The organism is Pseudomonas sp. EU05-FHT14B02 (assembly GCF_058791055.1).
Genome location: NZ_JBYTDD010000004.1, coordinates 239911 through 260907 on the forward strand (window position 1 = coordinate 239911; position 20997 = coordinate 260907).

Below are 20997 nucleotides of genomic sequence, written 5' to 3' on the forward strand. Positions count from 1 at the left end.
AAAGGACTGAATCAGCCTTGTTTTTTGGTTACAGTTTCGACGATGTGCGACGGAGCTGTATTGTATTTTTTGAATTCCATAGAGTAGCTTGCGCGACCCTGGGACATCGAACGAACGTCGGTCGCATAACCGAACATCTCGCCCAACGGAACTTCAGCACGGATCACCTTACCGGAGACCGTGTCTTCCATACCCAGAATCATGCCGCGACGACGGTTAAGGTCGCCCATCACGTCACCCATATAGTCTTCAGGCGTAACAACCTCTACCGCCATGATCGGCTCGAGCAACTCACCACCGCCCTTCTGGGCCAGTTGCTTGGTCGCCATGGAAGCAGCCACCTTAAACGCCATCTCGTTCGAGTCGACGTCGTGGTAAGAACCATCAAACACGGTAGCCTTCAGGCCGATCAGCGGATAGCCGGCAACTACGCCGTTCTTCATCTGCTCTTCGATACCCTTCTGGATAGCCGGGATGTATTCCTTAGGAACCACACCACCCACTACTTCGTTCACGAATTGCAGACCTTCCTGACCTTCGTCAGCAGGAGCAAAACGGATCCAGCAATGGCCGAACTGGCCACGACCGCCGGACTGACGAACGAACTTGCCTTCGATTTCGCAATTCTTCGTGATGCGCTCACGATACGAAACCTGAGGCTTACCGATGTTGGCTTCGACGTTGAACTCACGGCGCATCCGGTCAACCAGGATGTCCAGGTGCAACTCGCCCATGCCAGAGATGATCGTTTGACCAGTCTCTTCATCAGTCTTGACGCGGAAAGACGGGTCTTCCTGAGCAAGTTTGCCCAGAGCGATACCCATTTTTTCCTGGTCATCCTTGGTCTTAGGCTCTACGGCAACCGAAATAACCGGCTCCGGGAAGTCCATGCGAACCAGGATGATTGGCTTGTCAGCGTTGCACAAGGTTTCACCAGTGGTGACGTCCTTCATGCCGATCAGGGCCGCGATGTCACCAGCGCGTACTTCCTTGATCTCTTCACGGGCGTTTGCGTGCATTTGCACCATACGACCCACGCGCTCTTTCTTGCCTTTGACCGAGTTGATCACGCCGTCGCCGGAGGCCAACACGCCAGAGTAAACACGGACGAAAGTCAAGGTACCCACGAATGGGTCGGTAGCGATCTTGAACGCCAGAGCCGAGAACGGCTCGTTGTCGTCTGCATGACGCTCCATCTGCTTTTCCTCGTCATCCGGGTCAGTACCCTTGATGGCAGGAATGTCGGTTGGAGCCGGCAGGTAGTCGATAACGGCGTCGAGAACCAGGGGAACACCCTTGTTCTTGAAGGAAGAACCGCAAACAGCCAGAACGATCTCACCAGCGATAGTACGCTGACGCAGAGCACCCTTGATTTCCTCGACGGTGAGTTCTTCACCTTCAAGGTACTTGTTCATCAGCTCTTCGCTGGCTTCGGCCGCAGCCTCAACCATGTTGTTGCGCCACTCTTCAGCCAGCTCCTGCAGTTCAGCAGGGATGGCCTCACGACGAGGGGTCATACCCTTGTCGGCATCGTTCCAGTAAACGGCTTCCATGGTCATCAGATCGATCTGACCCTGGAAGTTGTCTTCGGAACCGATAGCGAGCTGGATAGGCACCGGAGTGTGACCCAGACGCTGCTTGATCTGAGCGATCACGCGCAGGAAGTTCGCACCGGCACGGTCCATCTTGTTCACGTAAACGATACGTGGAACACCGTATTTGTTGGCTTGACGCCATACGGTTTCGGACTGAGGCTCAACGCCGGAAGTACCGCAGAACACAACGACCGCGCCGTCGAGTACACGCAGGGAACGTTCAACTTCAATGGTGAAGTCTACGTGGCCCGGGGTATCGATGACGTTGAAACGGTACTGGTCTTTGTGCTGCTTGGCGGAACCCTGCCAGAAGGCGGTAATGGCAGCAGAAGTAATGGTAATACCACGCTCCTGCTCCTGCACCATCCAGTCTGTGGTCGCGGCGCCATCATGCACCTCGCCCATTTTGTGACTTTTGCCAGTGTAAAAAAGGACGCGCTCAGTGGTGGTGGTTTTACCAGCATCCACGTGTGCAACGATACCAATGTTACGGTAGCGATTAATCGGTGTTGTACGAGCCATAAAGCCCTCGCAAAATTAGTGACGCTAAAATTAGAAGCGGTAGTGCGAGAAAGCCTTGTTGGCTTCAGCCATACGGTGAACATCTTCACGCTTCTTAACTGCAGCACCTTTACCTTCGGCAGCGTCCAACAGTTCGCCAGCCAAACGCAGAGCCATAGACTTCTCGCCGCGCTTGCGGGCGTAGTCTACCAACCAGCGCATTGCCAGAGCGTTACGACGGGAAGGACGAACCTCGACCGGAACCTGGTAAGTAGCACCACCAACGCGGCGCGACTTCACTTCGACCAGCGGAGCGATGGCGTCGAGTGCTTTTTCGAAGAGTTCCAGGGGATCGGTGCCGGCCTTACGAGCCTTCACGGTATCCAGGGCACCATAAACGATACGCTCGGCAACGGCTTTCTTGCCGCTTTCCATTACGTGGTTCATGAATTTGGCGAGGATTTGGCTTCCGTATTTCGGATCGTCCAGAATCTCACGCTTGGCTGCTACGCGACGTCTTGGCATTGATAAGCCCTCAAACGGTCTTCAGGTTAGCCCGGGACAGCTCCTATGGATGCGTGCCCGACCTTACTCTTATCGACTCAATAAAATGAAAAACTGCAAAACGGCCGATTACTTCGGACGCTTGGTACCGTACTTCGAACGACCCTGGTTACGACCTTTAACACCGGAAGTATCCAACGAACCGCGAACGGTGTGGTAACGAACACCTGGCAAGTCTTTTACACGACCGCCGCGGATCAGTACCACGCTGTGCTCTTGCAGGTTGTGGCCTTCACCGCCGATGTACGAGGAAACCTCGAAACCGTTGGTCAGGCGCACACGGCATACTTTACGCAGTGCCGAGTTAGGTTTTTTCGGCGTGGTGGTGTACACACGGGTGCACACGCCACGGCGTTGCGGGCAGTTCTGCAGCGCAGGCACGTCGGATTTCTCGACGATACGCTTACGCGGCTGACGTACCAGCTGGTTGATAGTTGCCATCTACTAGCTCCACTGTTGTCTTGCGACGCTATTGTCTTGCAAGAAAAGCAAAATGGCAGGAACGAGTTCCCGCCAAATTTAGGGGTACAAGAGTCTAAAGAGGATCTTGTCCCCAGTCAAGGCAAGGCCCCGCCCTCCCCGCTCATCCAATCTCGACAAATTGTCTCGATTCGATGAACGGAGTGACCAGGGCCTCACACTCATTTACCGCAGAACTCAGTTACCGCTCGAGTTCAGCGCTTCGGTCAGTGCAGCTTCCACTTCACTGGCGCTTACGCGCAACGGCTTGTCTGCATCACGGCGGCGCTTACGCTCGCTGTGATAAGCCAGGCCGGTACCAGCCGGGATCAGACGACCCACGACCACGTTTTCTTTCAGGCCGCGCAGGTAATCGCGCTTGCCGGTTACCGCCGCTTCGGTCAGTACGCGAGTGGTTTCCTGGAAGGAAGCCGCCGAGATGAACGATTCGGTGGACAACGACGCCTTGGTGATACCCAGCAGAACACGAGTGAACTTGGAGACAAACTTGTCTTCGCCGCTCAGACGCTCGTTCTCTACCAGTACGTGAGTCAATTCCATCTGGTCGCCCTTGATGAAACTGGAATCGCCGGATTCAGCGATCTCAACTTTACGCAGCATCTGACGCAGGATGGTCTCGATGTGCTTGTCGTTGATCTTCACGCCTTGCAGACGATAAACGTCCTGGATCTCGTTGACGATGTACTTGGCCAGCGCACTCACACCCAGCAGACGCAGGATGTCGTGTGGATCGCTCGGACCGTCGGAGATAACTTCGCCGCGGTTTACCTGTTCGCCTTCGAACACGTTCAGGTGACGCCACTTCGGAATCAGCTCTTCGTACGGATCGCTACCGTCGTTCGGGGTGATAACCAGACGGCGCTTGCCCTTGGTCTCTTTACCGAACGCGATGGTGCCGCTGACTTCAGCCAGAATCGACGCTTCTTTCGGACGACGGGCTTCGAACAAGTCGGCAACACGCGGCAGACCACCGGTGATGTCTCGAGTTTTCGAAGTCTCTTGCGGGATACGAGCGATAACATCACCGATCGCGATCTTCGCACCATCCGCTACACCGACCAGGGCGTTGGCTGGCAGGAAGTACTGAGCGATAACGTCAGTGCCTGGCAGCAACAGATCCTTGCCGTTGTCGTCGACCATCTTCACGGCAGGACGGATGTCTTTACCGGCAGCTGGACGATCTTTGGCGTCGAGTACTTCAATGTTGGTCATACCGGTCAATTCGTCGGTCTGACGCTTGATCGTGATGCCTTCTTCCATGCCCACGTAGGTCACGGTACCTTTCATTTCGGTAACGATCGGGTGAGTGTGCGGATCCCACTTGGCCACGATGGCGCCAGCTTCGACCTTGTCACCTTCTTTAACCGAAATCACGGCACCGTACGGCAGCTTGTAACGCTCACGCTCACGACCGAAGTCATCAGCGATGGCCAGCTCACCGGAACGGGACACGGCAACCAGGTGACCATCCACTCGCTCAACATGCTTCAGGTTGTGCAGACGGACGGTACCGCCATTCTTCACCTGAACGCTGTCGGCTGCGGAGGTCCGGCTTGCCGCACCACCGATGTGGAACGTACGCATCGTCAGCTGGGTACCCGGCTCACCGATGGACTGGGCAGCGATAACGCCGACCGCTTCACCGATGTTCACCTGGTGACCACGAGCCAGATCGCGACCGTAGCACTTGGCGCAAATACCGAAACGGGTTTCGCAGCTGATCGGCGAACGCACGATCACTTCGTCGATGCTGTTGAGCTCGATGAACTCGACCCACTTCTCGTCTACCAGCGTGCCGGCAGGAACGATGACGTCCTCGGTACCTGGCTTGAATACGTCACGGGCGATAACTCGACCCAATACGCGCTCACCCAGCGGCTCTACAACGTCACCGCCTTCAATGTGCGGAGTCATCAGCAGACCGTGTTCGGTGCCGCAATCGATCTCGGTTACAACCAGATCCTGCGCCACGTCTACCAGACGACGGGTCAGATAACCCGAGTTCGCCGTTTTCAACGCGGTATCCGCCAGACCTTTACGAGCACCGTGAGTGGAGATGAAGTACTGGAGTACGCTCAAACCTTCACGGAAGTTCGCGGTAATCGGCGTTTCAATGATGGAACCGTCCGGCTTGGCCATCAGACCACGCATACCGGCCAGCTGACGAATCTGTGCTGCGGAACCCCGCGCACCCGAGTCGGCCATCATGTACATCGAGTTGAAAGACTCTTGGTCGACTTCGACGCCATGACGGTCGATGACTTTCTCTTTCGAGAGGTTGGCCATCATCGCCTTGGAAACTTCGTCGTTCGCCTTGGACCAAAGGTCGATCACTTTGTTGTACTTCTCGCCCTGGGTTACCAGGCCGGAGGCGTACTGACTTTCGATCTCCTTCACTTCGTCGGTGGCTGCACCGATGATGCGGGCTTTTTCATCCGGGATAACGAAGTCGTTAACACCGATGGAAACGCCGGAAATGGTCGAATAGGCAAAACCGGTGTACATCAACTGGTCAGCGAAGATCACGGTCTCTTTCAGACCAACCACGCGGTAGCACTGGTTGATCAGCTTGGAGATCGCCTTTTTCTTCATCGGCAGGTTGACGACGTCGTACGACAGACCTTTTGGCACAACCTGGAACAACAGCGCACGGCCGACAGTGGTGTCGACGATACGGGTGTTGGTCACGCTGCCGCCATCACGGTCGTTGACGGTTTCGTTGATCCGCACCTTGACCTTGGCGTGCAGTGCGGCTTCGCCGGCACGGAACACACGGTCAACTTCCTGCAGATCAGCGAACACGCGACCTTCGCCCTTGGCGTTGATCGCTTCACGAGTCATGTAGTACAGACCCAATACAACGTCCTGCGACGGAACGATGATTGGCTCACCGTTGGCTGGCGACAGAATGTTGTTGGTCGACATCATCAACGCACGCGCTTCGAGCTGGGCTTCCAGCGTCAGCGGTACGTGCACGGCCATTTGGTCGCCGTCGAAGTCGGCGTTGTACGCAGCGCAGACCAGAGGGTGCAGCTGGATAGCCTTACCTTCGATCAGTACCGGTTCAAACGCCTGGATACCCAGACGGTGAAGAGTCGGTGCACGGTTGAGAAGAACCGGGTGTTCGCGAATCACTTCAGCGAGAACGTCCCAAACCTCTGGCAGTTCGCGCTCGACCATCTTCTTGGCAGCCTTGATGGTGGTAGCGAGACCACGCATTTCAAGCTTGCCGAAAATGAACGGCTTGAACAGCTCGAGAGCCATTTTCTTCGGCAGACCGCACTGGTGCAGACGCAGGGTCGGACCTACGGTAATTACCGAACGACCGGAGTAGTCAACACGCTTACCGAGCAAGTTCTGACGGAAACGACCCTGCTTACCCTTGATCATGTCAGCCAGGGATTTCAGAGGACGCTTGTTGGAACCGGTGATAGCGCGGCCACGACGACCGTTGTCGAGCAGTGCGTCGACGGCTTCCTGCAACATACGCTTTTCGTTGCGCACGATGATGTCCGGAGCGGACAGATCCAGCAGGCGCTTCAAGCGGTTGTTACGGTTGATCACTCGACGATACAGATCGTTGAGGTCGGAAGTCGCAAAGCGACCGCCATCCAGCGGGACCAGTGGACGCAGATCTGGCGGCAGAACCGGCAGAACGGTCAGCACCATCCACTCTGGCAGGTTGCCGGAACCCTGGAAGGCTTCCATCAACTTCAGACGCTTGGACAGCTTCTTGATCTTGGTTTCGGAGTTGGTTTGCGGAATCTCTTCACGCAGACGGCCAATCTCGTGTTCCAGGTCGATAGCGTGCAGCAGTTCGCGGACAGCTTCGGCACCCATGCGGGCATCGAAATCGTCGCCGAACTCTTCCAGCGCTTCGAAGTACTGCTCGTCGTTGAGCAACTGACCTTTTTCAAGGGTGGTCATGCCTGGATCGATAACGACATAGCTCTCGAAGTAGAGAACGCGTTCGATATCACGCAGGGTCATGTCCATCAGCAAGCCGATACGGGACGGCAGCGATTTCAGGAACCAGATGTGGGCAACTGGCGAGGCCAGTTCGATGTGCGCCATGCGCTCACGACGAACTTTTGCCAGCGCAACTTCAACGCCGCACTTCTCGCAGATCACACCACGGTGCTTCAAGCGCTTGTACTTACCGCACAGGCACTCGTAATCCTTTACCGGGCCAAAGATCTTGGCGCAGAACAGGCCGTCACGCTCAGGTTTGAACGTACGGTAGTTGATGGTTTCCGGCTTTTTAACTTCACCGAACGACCACGAACGGATCATCTCAGGCGATGCCAATCCGATACGGATGGCGTCGAACTCTTCGACTTGACCCTGGTTTTTCAGCAAATTCAGTAGGTCTTTCAAGGCCTTTCCTCCTGGCGGAGCAGAGAGCGGGCAATCCTGCCCCGCTCTCGATTCGCGTCACGTGTTATTCGGTTTCCAGATCGATATCGATGCCGAGGGAACGAATTTCCTTGATCAACACGTTGAAGGACTCGGGCATGCCCGGCTCCATACGGTGATCGCCATCCACGATGTTCTTGTACATCTTGGTACGGCCGTTCACATCGTCCGACTTCACTGTGAGCATTTCTTGCAGAGTGTAAGCGGCACCGTATGCTTCCAGTGCCCAGACCTCCATCTCCCCGAAACGCTGACCACCGAACTGCGCCTTACCACCCAGCGGCTGCTGGGTAACCAGGCTGTACGAACCGGTAGAACGAGCGTGCATCTTGTCGTCTACCAAGTGGTTCAGCTTCAGCATGTACATGTAGCCAACGGTAACCGGGCGCTCGAACTTGTTGCCGGTACGGCCGTCAGTCAGCTGCATCTGGCCGCTTTCTGGCAGATCCGCCAGTTTCAGCATGGCCTTGATTTCGCTTTCCTTGGCACCGTCGAACACTGGAGTGGCCATTGGAACGCCGCCACGCAGGTTTTGAGCCAGATCCAGGATTTCCTGATCCGAGAAGTCATCGAGGCTTTCCTGACGACCGCCGATCTCGTTATAGATCTCGTGCAGGAACTTGCGAAGCTCGGCGACCTTGCGCTGCTCTTCAACCATGCGGTTGATCTTCTCGCCCAGACCTTTGGCCGCGAGGCCCAGGTGGGTTTCAAGGATCTGACCAACGTTCATACGCGAAGGTACGCCCAACGGGTTAAGGACGACGTCGACCGGGGTGCCATTGGCATCGTGCGGCATGTCTTCAACCGGCATGATCACGGAGACCACACCTTTGTTACCGTGACGACCGGCCATCTTGTCGCCCGGCTGGATGCGACGACGGATTGCCAGGTAAACCTTGACGATTTTCAGCACGCCTGGAGCCAGGTCATCGCCCTGCTGCAGTTTGCGCTTCTTGTCTTCGAACTTGTCGTCCAGCAGACGGCGACGATCAACGATGTAGGCCTGAGCCTTCTCGAGCTGCTCGTTCAGAGCATCTTCAGCCATGCGCAGTTTGAACCACTGGCCGTGCTCAAGACCGTCGAGAACTTCGTCGGTGATGTCCTGGCCTTTCTTCAGACCGGCGCCGCCTTCGGCTTTGTGGCCGACCAGAGCGGAACGCAGACGTTCGAAAGTAGCACCCTCAACGATGCGGAACTCTTCGTTCAGGTCCTTGCGGATCTCGTCCAGCTGGGACTTCTCGATCGACAGGGCACGAGCATCACGCTCAACGCCGTCGCGGGTGAAGACCTGTACGTCGATGACAGTACCTTTGGTACCGGTAGGTACACGCAGGGAAGTGTCTTTAACGTCGCTGGCTTTTTCACCGAAGATCGCACGCAGCAGTTTTTCTTCCGGAGTCAGCTGGGTCTCGCCTTTCGGAGTGACCTTACCGACCAGGATGTCGCCTGCGCCAACTTCAGCACCTACGTAAACGATACCGGCTTCGTCCAGCTTGTTCAGAGCCGCTTCACCCACGTTCGGGATGTCGGCAGTGATTTCCTCTGGGCCAAGCTTGGTGTCACGGGCCACACAGGTCAGTTCCTGGATGTGGATCGTGGTGAAACGGTCTTCCTGAACAACACGCTCGGACAGGCAGATGGAGTCTTCGAAGTTGAAGCCGTTCCATGCCATGAACGCGATGCGCATGTTCTGACCCAGTGCCAGTTCACCCATGTCGGTGGACGGGCCGTCGGCCATGATGTCGCTACGCTGAACCCGATCACCCTTACGCACCAGCGGACGCTGGTTGATGCAGGTGTTCTGGTTGGAGCGGGTGTACTTGGTCAGGTTGTAGATGTCGACACCGGCTTCACCGGTTTCAACTTCGTCATCGGCAACACGAACCACGATACGGCTGGCGTCGACGGAGTCGATCACGCCGCCACGACGAGCCACGACGCAAACGCCGGAGTCACGGGCTACGTTACGCTCCATGCCGGTACCTACCAGCGGCTTGTCAGCGCGCAGGGTTGGTACAGCTTGACGCTGCATGTTCGAACCCATCAACGCACGGTTGGCGTCGTCGTGCTCGAGGAACGGAATCAGCGACGCAGCAACCGAAACTACCTGCTTCGGCGATACGTCCATCAAGGTGACGTCTTCCGGCGCCTTGACGGTGAATTCGTTCAAGTGACGAACAGCTACCAGCTCGTCGATCAGGACTTTCTTGTCGTTCATCGTGGCCGAGGCCTGAGCGATCACGTGATCGGCTTCTTCGATGGCGGACAGGAACACGATCTCGTCGGTGACCAGGGCGTCTTTCACCACACGGTACGGGCTCTCGAGGAAGCCGTACTGGTTGGTGCGCGCATAAGCGGCCAGGGAGTTGATCAGACCGATGTTCGGACCTTCTGGCGTTTCAATCGGGCATACACGACCGTAGTGAGTCGGGTGTACGTCACGCACTTCAAAGCCGGCACGCTCACGAGTCAGACCGCCAGGGCCGAGTGCAGAAACACGACGCTTGTGGGTGATCTCGGACAGCGGGTTGTTCTGGTCCATGAACTGGGACAGCTGGCTGGAACCGAAGAACTCCTTCACCGCCGCAGCCACTGGCTTGGCGTTGATCAGGTCTTGCGGCATCAGGCCTTCGCTTTCAGCCATCGACAGACGCTCTTTGACCGCACGCTCAACACGTACCAGGCCAACGCGGAACTGGTTCTCGGCCATTTCGCCTACGCAGCGAACACGACGGTTACCCAGGTGGTCGATGTCATCGACGATGCCTTTACCGTTACGGATGTCGACCAGGGTCTTCAGTACCGCGACGATGTCTTCCTTGCACAGCACGCCCGAACCTTCGATCTCGGTACGACCGATACGACGGTTGAACTTCATCCGGCCGACCGCAGACAGGTCATAGCGCTCAGGGCTGAAGAACAGGTTGTTGAACAGGGTCTCGGCAGCATCCTTGGTTGGCGGCTCGCCAGGACGCATCATGCGATAGATCTCGACCAGCGCTTCCAGTTGGTTGCTGGTGGAGTCGATCTTCAGGGTGTCGGAGACGAACGGACCGCAGTCGATATCGTTGGTGTACAGAGTTTCGATGCGAACAACCTGAGCCTTGGCGATTTTGGCCAGGATCTCGGTGTTCAGCTCGGTGTTGCACTCTGCCAGGATTTCGCCGGTTGCCGGGTGCACGATGACCTTGGCGGTTGTACGACCCAGGACGTAGTCCAGAGGCACATCCAGCTCTTTGATCCCGGCTTTTTCCAGCTGGTTGATGTGGCGAGCGGTGATACGACGACCCTGCTCGACAATAACCTTGCCTTTGTCATCCTGAATATCGAGGACAGCGATTTCACCGCGCAGGCGCTGAGGCACCAGTTCCAGGCTCAGGGTCTCGCCCTTCACGTGGAATACGTTGGTGGTATAGAACGCGTCCAGCACTTCTTCAGTTGTATAGCCCAGCGCGCGCAGCAGTACCGAAGCAGGCAGCTTGCGACGACGGTCGATACGCACGAATACGCAGTCTTTCGGGTCGAACTCGAAGTCCAGCCACGAACCGCGGTAAGGGATGATGCGCGCGGAGTACAGCAGTTTGCCGGAGCTGTGCGTCTTGCCACGGTCGTGGTCGAAGAACACGCCTGGCGAACGGTGCAGCTGGGAAACGATTACACGCTCGGTACCGTTGATTACGAAGGTACCGTTCTCAGTCATCAGGGGGATTTCACCCATGTAGACTTCTTGCTCTTTGATGTCCTTGATCGCTTTGTTCGACGACTCTTTGTCGAAAATGATCAGGCGCACTTTTACCCGCAAAGGTACGGCGTAAGTTACACCGCGCAATACGCATTCTTTGACATCAAATGCCGGTTCGCCCAGGCGATAACCGACGTACTCCAGCGCAGCATTGCCGGAGTAGCTGATGATCGGGAAAACGGATTTGAAGGCCGCATGCAGGCCCACGTCGCGGAACTGATCTTTAGTCGCTCCCGCTTGCAAGAATTCACGATACGAATCCAGCTGGATGGCCAGGAGGTACGGCACATCCATGACGTCCGGCAACTTGCTAAAGTCCTTGCGGATACGTTTTTTCTCAGTATATGAGTAAGCCATCAGCGTTCCCCAGCTTGGTCACCTGCTTGTTTGGCCCCTCCCGACGGGAGCAGCCAGAAAATCGTGCAAACCCCATGGTTTGCGCCACCGCATCGGGTGGTTACAGCACGTTATCAGCACCGACCCAGTCGGCTGCCAATAACGGAAAAAGGCCGGTGGCAAGAGCCACCAGCCATCAGCCTGTCGCTTAACGCTCGGGCTGGAGGAGCAAAGTCGATGCTTACTTCAGCTCGACTTTAGCGCCTGCTTCTTCCAGAGCTGCTTTGGCTTTGTCAGCTGCGTCTTTGGCAACAGCTTCCAGAACCATGGCAGGTGCGCCGTCAACTACAGCCTTGGCTTCTTTCAAGCCCAGACCGGTCAGTTCACGTACAGCCTTGATCACGTTAACTTTCTTCTCGCCAGCTTCGGTCAGCATGACGTTGAATTCGGTTTGCTCTTCAGCAACGGCAGCAGCAACAGCTGGACCAGCCGATGCAGCAGCAGCGGTAACACCGAATTTTTCTTCGAAAGCTTTGATCAGCTCAACAACTTCCATTACGGACATGTTGCCAACTGCTTCAAGGATATCGTTCTGAGAGATAGACATGAATCTAATTCCTGATATTGGGGACGGCCTACGCGACCATCGAAAAAAACAAAAAACGCGAGAAGTTGACGAGCCTTAGGCTGCAGCAGCTTCTTTCTGGTCGCGAATTGCCGCCAGAGTACGAGCCAACTTGCTGGTAGCGCCTTGAATCACGCTCATCAGCTGAGAAATTGCTTCGTCACGGGTCGGCAGAGTTGCCAGTACGTCGATTTGGTTAGCTGCGAGGAACTTGCCCTCGAACGCAGCTGCCTTGATCTCGAACTTGTCCTGACCCTTTGCGAATTCCTTGAAGATCCGGGCAGCAGCGCCTGGATGTTCTTTGGAGAACGCAATCAGGGTAGGGCCAGTGAACACGTCGTTGAGGACACTGAATTCAGTGTCAGCAACAGCGCGCTTGAGCAGGGTGTTACGTACAACACGTACGTAAACGCCAGCCTCACGAGCCTCTTTACGGAGTCCGGTCATCGCGCCTACTGTTACGCCACGGGCATCAGCCACGACAGCGGACAGAGCGACTTTGGCAGCCTCGTTGACTTCAGCGACGATGGCCTTCTTGTCTTCGAGTTTAATTGCCACGGGTTTAACTCCTGCTTGTTACCGTTTCATCTGGTCGAAACCGGATGTCGTTTTGGTGTCTGATTCGGTAAGGAACCGGGAGCACCATCTGCGTAGGCTTGTGGTTTAAGACTTGCGTCGCCTACGGTCTTGGATAGCCCCCGCCAGGCAGGGACCCCAATTTTTCAATTGGCGCAATCGCTTGCACCAATCTGTGTCTTACGCGTCGAGCGAGCTTTGGTCGATGACCAGACCTGGGCCCATAGTGGTGCTCAGGGTAACGCGCTTGACGTAAATGCCTTTCGAGGAAGCTGGCTTGATACGCTTCAGATCAGCGATCAGGGCTTCAACGTTTTCCTTCAGCTTGACGGCGTCGAAGCCGATCTTGCCAACGGAAGTGTGGATGATGCCGTTTTTGTCGGTGCGATAACGAACCTGACCAGCCTTGGCGTTTTTAACCGCGGTAGCTACGTCTGGGGTTACGGTGCCGACTTTAGGGTTAGGCATCAGGCCACGTGGACCGAGGATCTGACCCAACTGACCTACAACGCGCATTGCATCCGGGGATGCGATCACTACGTCATAGTTCAGGTCGCCGCCTTTCATTTCGGCAGCCAGATCGTCCATGCCTACGCGGTCAGCGCCGGCAGCCAGAGCGGCTTCAGCAGCTGGACCCTGGGTGAACACAGCAACGCGAACGGTCTTGCCAGTGCCGTGTGGCAGCACAGTAGCGCTACGAACGACCTGGTCGGATTTACGCGGGTCAACACCCAGGTTTACAGCTACGTCGAACGACTCGCTGAACTTGACAGTCGACAGCTCGGCCAGCAGGGCAGCAGCGTCTACAAAGTTGTAGGCCTTGCCTGCTTCGATTTTGCCGGCGATAGCCTTTTGACGCTTGGTCAGCTTAGCCATTACACACCCTCCACGTTAAGGCCCATGCTACGAGCAGAACCGGCGATGGTACGCACGGCTGCTTCCATATCAGCTGCAGTCAGATCCGCGTTTTTGGTTTTCGCGATTTCTTCCAGCTGAGCACGGGTCACGGTGCCAACCTTAACGGTGTTCGGACGAGCGGAACCGCTGGTCAGACCGGCCGCCTTCTTCAGCAGAACCGAAGCAGGGGTGGATTTGGTTTCGAAAGTGAAGCTACGGTCGCTGTAGACAGTGATGATCACTGGAGTCGGCAGACCTGGCTCAAGACCCTGAGTACGGGCGTTGAAAGCCTTGCAGAATTCCATGATGTTCACGCCGTGCTGACCCAGAGCAGGACCAACAGGTGGGCTTGGGTTAGCCTGAGCGGCCTTCACTTGCAGCTTGATGTAAGCGGTAATCTTCTTGGCCATGAGGCACTCCAATTACGGGTTCGAACGCCTCGAGAGGCTCCCCGGTTACTTGCGCGTTTATCCCAGTGACGACAAAACCCCACAGCCTACGGCTGCGGGGTTGGGATTTTTGTTCAACTAGACCTTTTCGACCTGGCTGAACTCGAGCTCCACCGGAGTAGAGCGACCGAAAATGAGCACTGCGACCTGAATCCGGCTCTTTTCGTAGTTAACTTCTTCAACAACACCGGTAAAGTCCGCAAACGGACCGTCGTTGACGCGCACCGACTCACCCGGCTCGAACAACGTCTTCGGCTTCGGCTTGTCGCTGCCATCGGCAACGCGACGCAGAATGGCTTCTGCTTCTTTATCGGTGATTGGCGCAGGCTTATCAGCAGTACCGCCGATGAAACCCATCACCCGAGGAGTATCCTTGACCAAGTGCCAAGTACCCTCGTTCATATCCATCTGCACCAGCACATAGCCAGGGAAGAATTTGCGTTCGCTTTTGCGCTTCTGGCCATTGCGCATTTCAACCACTTCTTCAGTGGGAACCAGAATCTCGCCGAAGCCATCTTCCATACCGGCCAGCTTTACGCGCTCGATCAGCGAGCGCATTACATGCTTCTCGTAACCGGAGTAAGCATGCACAACATACCAACGCTTAGCCACGGGACACCCTTAGCCGACGATCAAGGAAACAAGCCAGCCGAGCAGGGAATCAAGCCCCCACAACAGCAACGCCATAACCAGGACAACAGCCACAACGATCAACGTGGTCTGCGTGGTTTCTTGGCGAGTTGGCCAAACGACTTTACGAATTTCGGTGCGCGCTTCCTTAACCAGTACAAAGAAAGACTTGCCCTTGACCGTCTGCAGGCCTACAAAGGCAGCTACAGCAGCAATAGCAAGCAATGCGAGTACGCGGTACAGGATCGGCGAAGCAGAAAAGTACTGATTGCCAACAACGCCAACAACCACCAGAGCGACTACTACAAGCCACTTGAGGAGGTCGAAACGAGAGCCTTGAGCTTCAGCTTTAGGAGTCATCTATGAAGATCCTGTGAAAAGAAAGCCAGACACACCGAGTGAATCTGGCAGGTCAGGAGGGAATCGAACCCCCAACCTACGGTTTTGGAGACCGTCGCTCTGCCAATTGAGCTACTGACCTAAAACAAAATCAGGCCGACCATTATGCCGACCCGAAAAAGACTTTACAACACTTACCAGGCAATCCTGGTTGCAACACCGGCATTCTCGACACCGGCAACCTTCAGAAACACAATCAGGCGCAACCACTACCACCTAAAACAAAGGCAGATATTTTCATATCTGCCTTGTTATATGGAGCTCTTGAGCGGATTTGAACCGCTGACCTCACCCTTACCAAGGGTGTGCTCTACCAACTGAGCTACAAGAGCGCAACACTGTGCAAAACCTGTAAACTTGGAGCGGGTAGCGGGAATCGAACCCGCATCATCAGCTTGGAAGGCTGAGGTTCTACCACTAAACTATACCCGCGAGGCTTACAGCTCTCGCTAAAAATGGTGGAGGGGGAAGGATTCGAACCTTCGAAGTCGTAGACGTCAGATTTACAGTCTGATCCCTTTGGCCGCTCGGGAACCCCTCCTAAGCGAGCCGGCATTCTACATCATGCCAGCCTTCTGTCAAGCATTTTTCTCATTAAAAACCTGAGCTTAGCTGCGTTGACCTCACTTCACACCGTTAACCGTTTCCGGTGTTCGCTGTGGAGCGGGCGCCATTCTATGCAAACTATTCGATGGGTGCAACCCCCTCGCACGGCATTATTTTATGTTTTAACTCATTGAATTCTTTAGAAAGGTTTATCAGCTGCAAATCGTCCAGCCAACGCCGGCTTTCCGGCGCGATACGCACCCAATACCCTGCCCCTTCGGTCGCAGCTTTCGGCAGGGACTGATACTTGACCTCCATCCCGCTCAAACGACGCTCAACCGCCTGCGCGGCCTCCTGGCGCGTATAGCCGCCCAGATAAAGGCAGCCATTGTCTGTCGAGACAGCTTTACCCTTATCCCTGGAGACGTCACCTGCTTCGCTCAACAAGCGGATATCTTGTTGAGACCCGCGATACAGACTCAAAGGCGTGACATCCTTCGCGCGCAGAGGAGCCTCTTGTTGATGCCAGATGTAGTAGAAGCCATTGAGGACAAGCAGCAGCAGAAACAACCAACGCATAAAAACCTCAGGACAAGGGACAGGCCATGGCCAATCCGACAAACACCAAGTCCGGAACAACCCTGGCCTGAGGCACGGCCTCAGTAACCAGGCTCGCATCCCCCCCGGTGAGGAATACGACAAAGTCCTCACCCCAATAGCTGCGCGCCAACTCGAGCTGAGTCATTACGAAGCCGCGCAACATCAACAGACAACCACGCTCTACAGCCTCGACAGTCGCGCGCCCCGGGACAAGACTTTCCAGAGCCTGCTCGGCCGCCAGATCCCCATAACGAATTTTGCGAGTGTGGGTGCGCAATTGGTTTCGCATCAACGGCATCCCCGGACAGATGAAACCACCCAGGTGCTCTCCATCCGCCGCGATAAAGTCAGCAGTCACCGCCGTACCGAAGTCGAGCACCAGGCACGCACCTGAAGCCAGATGAAAGCCTCCGAGCATTGCAAGCCACCGGTCCAGACCCAGCCGCTCAAACTCCTCATACCCATTGCGCACACCTGACATTTCGCGCGCTGGCGATGCGCACACAACCGGCACATCAAAGGTATCCCTGAGCAAAGAAGTCAGCGCAGCGGTTTCCTCCGCGGTCCTGACGCTCACCAGCCGGCAAAACGTGAGGGCAAGCCCTTTGAGCCCCCCCAACCCCTCCAGCAATGCGAGATTGGAATCGACGACTCCCTCACCAAGCACCTGCCCGGCATTAACGGCAAGCACACGCCACTTGATGAAACTATTCCCACAATCGAGCTCAAGAATCATCACGCAACCTCAGGCTCAACTCACCACCACTGAAGACTTTCTCCACACCATCCACCTTCAGGCGCAAGGCGCCCTGGCCATCGATACCAAGTACCTCACCATCAATTTGATTGACACCGGCAATCAACGACACGCTTCGCCCCTGCCACAGATGATTTTGCTCCCACTCCGACTGGATGGCCAAAAAACCACCCGCCTGGTGACGAGCCAGGTATCGCTGCAGCATCTCCCCCAGCATCGCGACCAATTGGTTGCGATCAAACAATTTGCCTGACTCGAGCCGCAGGGATGTCCATTGCTGGTCCACTTCGTCAGCGGACTGCATGTTCACATTGATTCCCACTCCCAGGACCACGTGACACACATCAGCAGGATCACCAACCAACTCGAGCAGTATCCCCGCGATTTTTTTCTGACCTACAAGGACATCGTTAGGCCATTTCAATCCAGCGGCTGCAATACCGAGCTCACGCAACGTCTGCAAGACAGCGAGCCCAACGACGAGACTCAAGCCCTCCAACTGACGCATCCCACCATCAATGCGTAGCACCAGGCTGTAATAGACGTTTTCTGCGAACGGACTAACCCACTTGCGACCACGCCGCCCACGCCCGGCTGTCTGCCGCTCCGAAAGCACCACAAACGGCGCCGCTTGCCCACGATCAATAGCGCGCAGCGCCTCGGCATTAGTGGAGTCGATTGAATCGTAAACCCGGACGGGCCAGTTGCAAGAAGGCGCCTGAGCGCTTATCTCGACAGGATCGAGCAGCGCCAATGGCGCGGACAATTGATAGCCGCGCCCACGAACCTTGTGAATAGACAAACCCAGCTCAGCTTCCAAATGCTGAAGCTGCTTCCACACAGCACTACGACTGACGCCCAGGGCAGCACCCAATGCTTGACCCGAATGGAATCGGCCATCTTTAAGAAGCTTTAACAACGTCAGCATGCAGGTCTCGCCTCACAATGAGGCCCGCATGATAGCCACGCACCGAGCGATTGCATAGAAATCCAGTAGCCGTGACTTTCCCGCGGACAAAAACAAAACCCCTACCTGCATACGCAGATAGGGGTTTCGGAATTTAATCTTGACGATGACCTACTCTCACATGGGGAAACCCCACACTACCATCGGCGATGCATCGTTTCACTGCTGAGTTCGGGATGGGATCAGGTGGTTCCAATGCTCTATGGTCGTCAAGAAATTCGGGTACTGAGTCGCGGCCGACTGGCCTCGCTTCAGCAAATTGGGTATGTGATAAAAATCGGTGTTTTGTGAGCGTCGAACTTTCGGTTCGTTTCGTCTTCACACACCGCAATCTGGCCTCTTTCGAGCTCACAAATTGCTTGGGTGTTATATGGTCAAGCCTCACGGGCAATTAGTATTGGTTAGCTCAACGCCTCACAGCGCTTACACACCCAACCTATCAACGTCGTAGTCTTCGACGGCCCTTCAGGGGACTCAAGGTCCCAGTGAGATCTCATCTTGAGGCAAGTTTCCCGCTTAGATGCTTTCAGCGGTTATCTTTTCCGAACATAGCTACCCGGCAATGCCACTGGCGTGACAACCGGAACACCAGAGGTTCGTCCACTCCGGTCCTCTCGTACTAGGAGCAGCCCCTCTCAAATCTCAAACGTCCACGGCAGATAGGGACCGAACTGTCTCACGACGTTCTAAACCCAGCTCGCGTACCACTTTAAATGGCGAACAGCCATACCCTTGGGACCGGCTTCAGCCCCAGGATGTGATGAGCCGACATCGAGGTGCCAAACACCGCCGTCGATATGAACTCTTGGGCGGTATCAGCCTGTTATCCCCGGAGTACCTTTTATCCGTTGAGCGATGGCCCTTCCATACAGAACCACCGGATCACTAAGACCTACTTTCGTACCTGCTCGACGTGTCTGTCTCGCAGTCAAGCGCGCTTTTGCCTTTATACTCTACGACCGATTTCCGACCGGTCTGAGCGCACCTTCGTACTCCTCCGTTACTCTTTAGGAGGAGACCGCCCCAGTCAAACTACCCACCATACACTGTCCTCGATCCGGATAACGGACCTGAGTTAGAACCTCAAAGTTGCCAGGGTGGTATTTCAAGGATGGCTCCACGCGAACTGGCGTCCACGCTTCAAAGCCTCCCACCTATCCTACACAAGCAAATTCAAAGTCCAGTGCAAAGCTATAGTAAAGGTTCACGGGGTCTTTCCGTCTAGCCGCGGATACACTGCATCTTCACAGCGATTTCAATTTCACTGAGTCTCGGGTGGAGACAGCGCCGCCATCGTTACGCCATTCGTGCAGGTCGGAACTTACCCGACAAGGAATTTCGCTACCTTAGGACCGTTATAGTTACGGCCGCCGTTTACCGGGGCTTCGATCAAGAGCTTCGCGTTAGCTAACCCCATCAATTAACCTTCCGGCACCGGGCAGGCGTCACACCCTATACGTCCACTTTCGTGTTTGCAGAGTGCTGTGTTTTTAATAAACAGTCGCAGCGGCCTGGTATCTTCGACCGGCGTGGGCTTACGCAGTAAATGCTTCACCCTCACCGGCGCACCTTCTCCCGAAGTTACGGTGCCATTTTGCCTAGTTCCTTCACCCGAGTTCTCTCAAGCGCCTTGGTATTCTCTACCCAACCACCTGTGTCGGTTTGGGGTACGGTTCCTGGTTACCTGAAGCTTAGAAGCTTTTCTTGGAAGCATGGCATCAACCACTTCGTGTTCTAAAAGAACACTCGTCATCAGCTCTCGGCCTTAAGATCCCGGATTTACCTAAGATCTCAGCCTACCACCTTAAACTTGGACAACCAACGCCAAGCTGGCCTAGCCTTCTCCGTCCCTCCATCGCAATAACCAGAAGTACAGGAATATTAACCTGTTTTCCATCGACTACGCTTTTCAGCCTCGCCTTAGGGACCGACTAACCCTGCGTCGATTAACGTTGCGCAGGAAACCTTGGTCTTTCGGCGTGGGTGTTTTTCACACCCATTGTCGTTACTCATGTCAGCATTCGCACTTCTGATACCTCCAGCAAGCTTCTCAACTCACCTTCACAGGCTTACAGAACGCTCCTCTACCGCATCATCCGAAGATGATACCCGTAGCTTCGGTGTATGGTTTGAGCCCCGTTACATCTTCCGCGCAGGCCGACTCGACTAGTGAGCTATTACGCTTTCTTTAAAGGGTGGCTGCTTCTAAGCCAACCTCCTAGCTGTCTAAGCCTTCCCACATCGTTTCCCACTTAACCATAACTTTGGGACCTTAGCTGACGGTCTGGGTTGTTTCCCTTTTCACGACGGACGTTAGCACCCGCCGTGTGTCTCCCATGCTCGGCACTTGTAGGTATTCGGAGTTTGCATCGGTTTGGTAAGTCGGGATGACCCCCTAGCCGAAACAGTGCTCTACCCCCTACAGTGATACATGAGGCGCTACCTAAATAGCTTTCGAGGAGAACCAGCTATCTCCGAGCTTGATTAGCCTTTCACTCCGATCCACAGGTCATCCGCTAACTTTTCAACGGTAGTCGGTTCGGTCCTCCAGTCAGTGTTACCTAACCTTCAACCTGCCCATGGATAGATCGCCCGGTTTCGGGTCTATTCCCAGCGACTAGACGCCCTATTAAGACTCGCTTTCGCTACGCCTCCCCTATTCGGTTAAGCTCGCCACTGAAAATAAGTCGCTGACCCATTATACAAAAGGTACGCAGTCACCTAACAAAGTAGGCTCCCACTGCTTGTACGCATACGGTTTCAGGATCTATTTCACTCCCCTCTCCGGGGTTCTTTTCGCCTTTCCCTCACGGTACTAGTTCACTATCGGTCAGTCAGTAGTATTTAGCCTTGGAGGATGGTCCCCCCATATTCAGACAAAGTTTCTCGTGCTCCGTCCTACTCGATTTCATGACCA

14 protein-coding genes, 4 tRNA genes, 1 rRNA gene and 1 other annotated feature are annotated in these 20997 nt (G+C 55.3%); all 19 genes read right to left on the reverse strand.

The features are described from left to right. Positions 1 to 11 precede the first annotated feature (11 nt). Entirely contained in the window at positions 12 to 2117 is a 2106-nt protein-coding gene (gene fusA / locus AC3WTM_RS06550) for an elongation factor G (protein WP_057713099.1), read from the reverse strand. A gap of 30 nt (positions 2118 to 2147) precedes the next feature. Further along, on the reverse strand, positions 2148 to 2621 hold the full coding sequence (rpsG, locus tag AC3WTM_RS06555) for a 30S ribosomal protein S7 (protein WP_007994653.1): 474 nt from the start codon (positions 2619 to 2621) through the stop codon (positions 2148 to 2150). Positions 2622 to 2729: 108 nt separating this feature from the next. Beyond that, complete coding sequence (gene rpsL, locus AC3WTM_RS06560; protein WP_003186084.1) at positions 2730 to 3101, reverse strand: 30S ribosomal protein S12; 372 nt, start codon at positions 3099 to 3101, stop codon at positions 2730 to 2732. A 216-nt stretch (positions 3102 to 3317) separates the two neighbouring features. Then, on the reverse strand, positions 3318 to 7517 hold the full coding sequence (gene rpoC / locus AC3WTM_RS06565) for a DNA-directed RNA polymerase subunit beta' (protein ID WP_008053876.1): 4200 nt from the start codon (positions 7515 to 7517) through the stop codon (positions 3318 to 3320). A 64-nt stretch (positions 7518 to 7581) separates the two neighbouring features. Further along, positions 7582 to 11655, reverse strand: a complete 4074-nt coding sequence (rpoB, locus tag AC3WTM_RS06570; RefSeq protein ID WP_007984407.1) for a DNA-directed RNA polymerase subunit beta — start codon at positions 11653 to 11655, stop codon at positions 7582 to 7584. A gap of 220 nt (positions 11656 to 11875) precedes the next feature. After that, the gene (gene rplL, locus AC3WTM_RS06575) at positions 11876 to 12241 is read right to left on the reverse strand and encodes a 50S ribosomal protein L7/L12 (RefSeq protein ID WP_007970414.1); all 366 of its coding nucleotides are present in this window, start codon (positions 12239 to 12241) and stop codon (positions 11876 to 11878) included. A 75-nt stretch (positions 12242 to 12316) separates the two neighbouring features. After that, positions 12317 to 12817, reverse strand: coding sequence for a 50S ribosomal protein L10 (gene rplJ, locus AC3WTM_RS06580; RefSeq protein WP_007970413.1), 501 nt, complete (start codon positions 12815 to 12817; stop codon positions 12317 to 12319). A 198-nt stretch (positions 12818 to 13015) separates the two neighbouring features. Continuing rightward, positions 13016 to 13711 (reverse strand): 50S ribosomal protein L1, encoded by a 696-nt coding sequence (rplA, locus tag AC3WTM_RS06585; protein WP_003186095.1) that lies wholly within the window; start codon positions 13709 to 13711, stop codon positions 13016 to 13018. After that, positions 13711 to 14142: a 50S ribosomal protein L11 gene (gene rplK, locus AC3WTM_RS06590; protein ID WP_007933726.1), complete on the reverse strand. Its 432-nt coding sequence runs from the start codon at positions 14140 to 14142 to the stop codon at positions 13711 to 13713. The genes rplA and rplK overlap by 1 nt, the downstream gene beginning before the upstream one ends. Before the next feature lie 117 nt (positions 14143 to 14259). Further along, complete coding sequence (gene nusG, locus AC3WTM_RS06595) at positions 14260 to 14793, reverse strand: transcription termination/antitermination protein NusG (protein ID WP_007984405.1); 534 nt, start codon at positions 14791 to 14793, stop codon at positions 14260 to 14262. Positions 14794 to 14802: 9 nt separating this feature from the next. Then, entirely contained in the window at positions 14803 to 15171 is a 369-nt protein-coding gene (gene secE, locus AC3WTM_RS06600) for a preprotein translocase subunit SecE (protein WP_007984402.1), read from the reverse strand. A 45-nt stretch (positions 15172 to 15216) separates the two neighbouring features. Then, positions 15217 to 15292: transfer RNA gene (locus tag AC3WTM_RS06605), tRNA-Trp, on the reverse strand. Between the two features lie 174 nt (positions 15293 to 15466). After that, a tRNA-Thr gene (locus AC3WTM_RS06610) sits at positions 15467 to 15542 on the reverse strand. A 26-nt stretch (positions 15543 to 15568) separates the two neighbouring features. Next, positions 15569 to 15642: transfer RNA gene (locus AC3WTM_RS06615), tRNA-Gly, on the reverse strand. Positions 15643 to 15666: 24 nt separating this feature from the next. Continuing rightward, a tRNA-Tyr gene (locus AC3WTM_RS06620) sits at positions 15667 to 15751 on the reverse strand. Positions 15752 to 15894: 143 nt separating this feature from the next. Beyond that, the gene (locus tag AC3WTM_RS06625) at positions 15895 to 16335 is read right to left on the reverse strand and encodes a hypothetical protein (RefSeq protein ID WP_102672159.1); all 441 of its coding nucleotides are present in this window, start codon (positions 16333 to 16335) and stop codon (positions 15895 to 15897) included. Positions 16336 to 16342: 7 nt separating this feature from the next. Further along, positions 16343 to 17092, reverse strand: coding sequence for a pantothenate kinase (locus AC3WTM_RS06630; RefSeq protein WP_102672160.1), 750 nt, complete (start codon positions 17090 to 17092; stop codon positions 16343 to 16345). Next, positions 17082 to 18041 carry a bifunctional biotin--[acetyl-CoA-carboxylase] ligase/biotin operon repressor BirA gene (gene birA / locus AC3WTM_RS06635; protein WP_102672161.1) on the reverse strand — a complete coding sequence of 320 codons (960 nt, stop codon included), beginning with the start codon at positions 18039 to 18041 and terminating at the stop codon, positions 17082 to 17084. The genes AC3WTM_RS06630 and birA overlap by 11 nt, the downstream gene beginning before the upstream one ends. 137 nt (positions 18042 to 18178) lie before the next feature. Then, positions 18179 to 18294: ribosomal RNA gene (rrf, locus tag AC3WTM_RS06640) — 5S ribosomal RNA — on the reverse strand. Positions 18295 to 18463: 169 nt separating this feature from the next. Continuing rightward, positions 18464 to 20828, reverse strand: a sequence feature (most likely nonfunctional fraction of RNA operon). Positions 20829 to 20997 lie beyond the last annotated feature (169 nt).

Coding starts and splice junctions, on each gene's coding strand:
- fusA (WP_057713099.1), bottom strand. CDS start 2,117: ATGGCTCGTACAACACCGATTAATCGCTACCGTAACATTGGTATCGTT.
- rpsG (WP_007994653.1), bottom strand. CDS start 2,621: ATGCCAAGACGTCGCGTAGCAGCCAAGCGTGAGATTCTGGACGATCCG.
- rpsL (WP_003186084.1), bottom strand. CDS start 3,101: ATGGCAACTATCAACCAGCTGGTACGTCAGCCGCGTAAGCGTATCGTC.
- rpoB (WP_007984407.1), bottom strand. CDS start 11,655: ATGGCTTACTCATATACTGAGAAAAAACGTATCCGCAAGGACTTTAGC.
- rplL (WP_007970414.1), bottom strand. CDS start 12,241: ATGTCTATCTCTCAGAACGATATCCTTGAAGCAGTTGGCAACATGTCC.
- rplA (WP_003186095.1), bottom strand. CDS start 13,711: ATGGCTAAGCTGACCAAGCGTCAAAAGGCTATCGCCGGCAAAATCGAA.
- rplK (WP_007933726.1), bottom strand. CDS start 14,142: ATGGCCAAGAAGATTACCGCTTACATCAAGCTGCAAGTGAAGGCCGCT.
- secE (WP_007984402.1), bottom strand. CDS start 15,171: ATGACTCCTAAAGCTGAAGCTCAAGGCTCTCGTTTCGACCTCCTCAAG.
- AC3WTM_RS06625 (WP_102672159.1), bottom strand. CDS start 16,335: ATGCGTTGGTTGTTTCTGCTGCTGCTTGTCCTCAATGGCTTCTACTAC.
- AC3WTM_RS06630 (WP_102672160.1), bottom strand. CDS start 17,092: ATGATTCTTGAGCTCGATTGTGGGAATAGTTTCATCAAGTGGCGTGTG.
- birA (WP_102672161.1), bottom strand. CDS start 18,041: ATGCTGACGTTGTTAAAGCTTCTTAAAGATGGCCGATTCCATTCGGGT.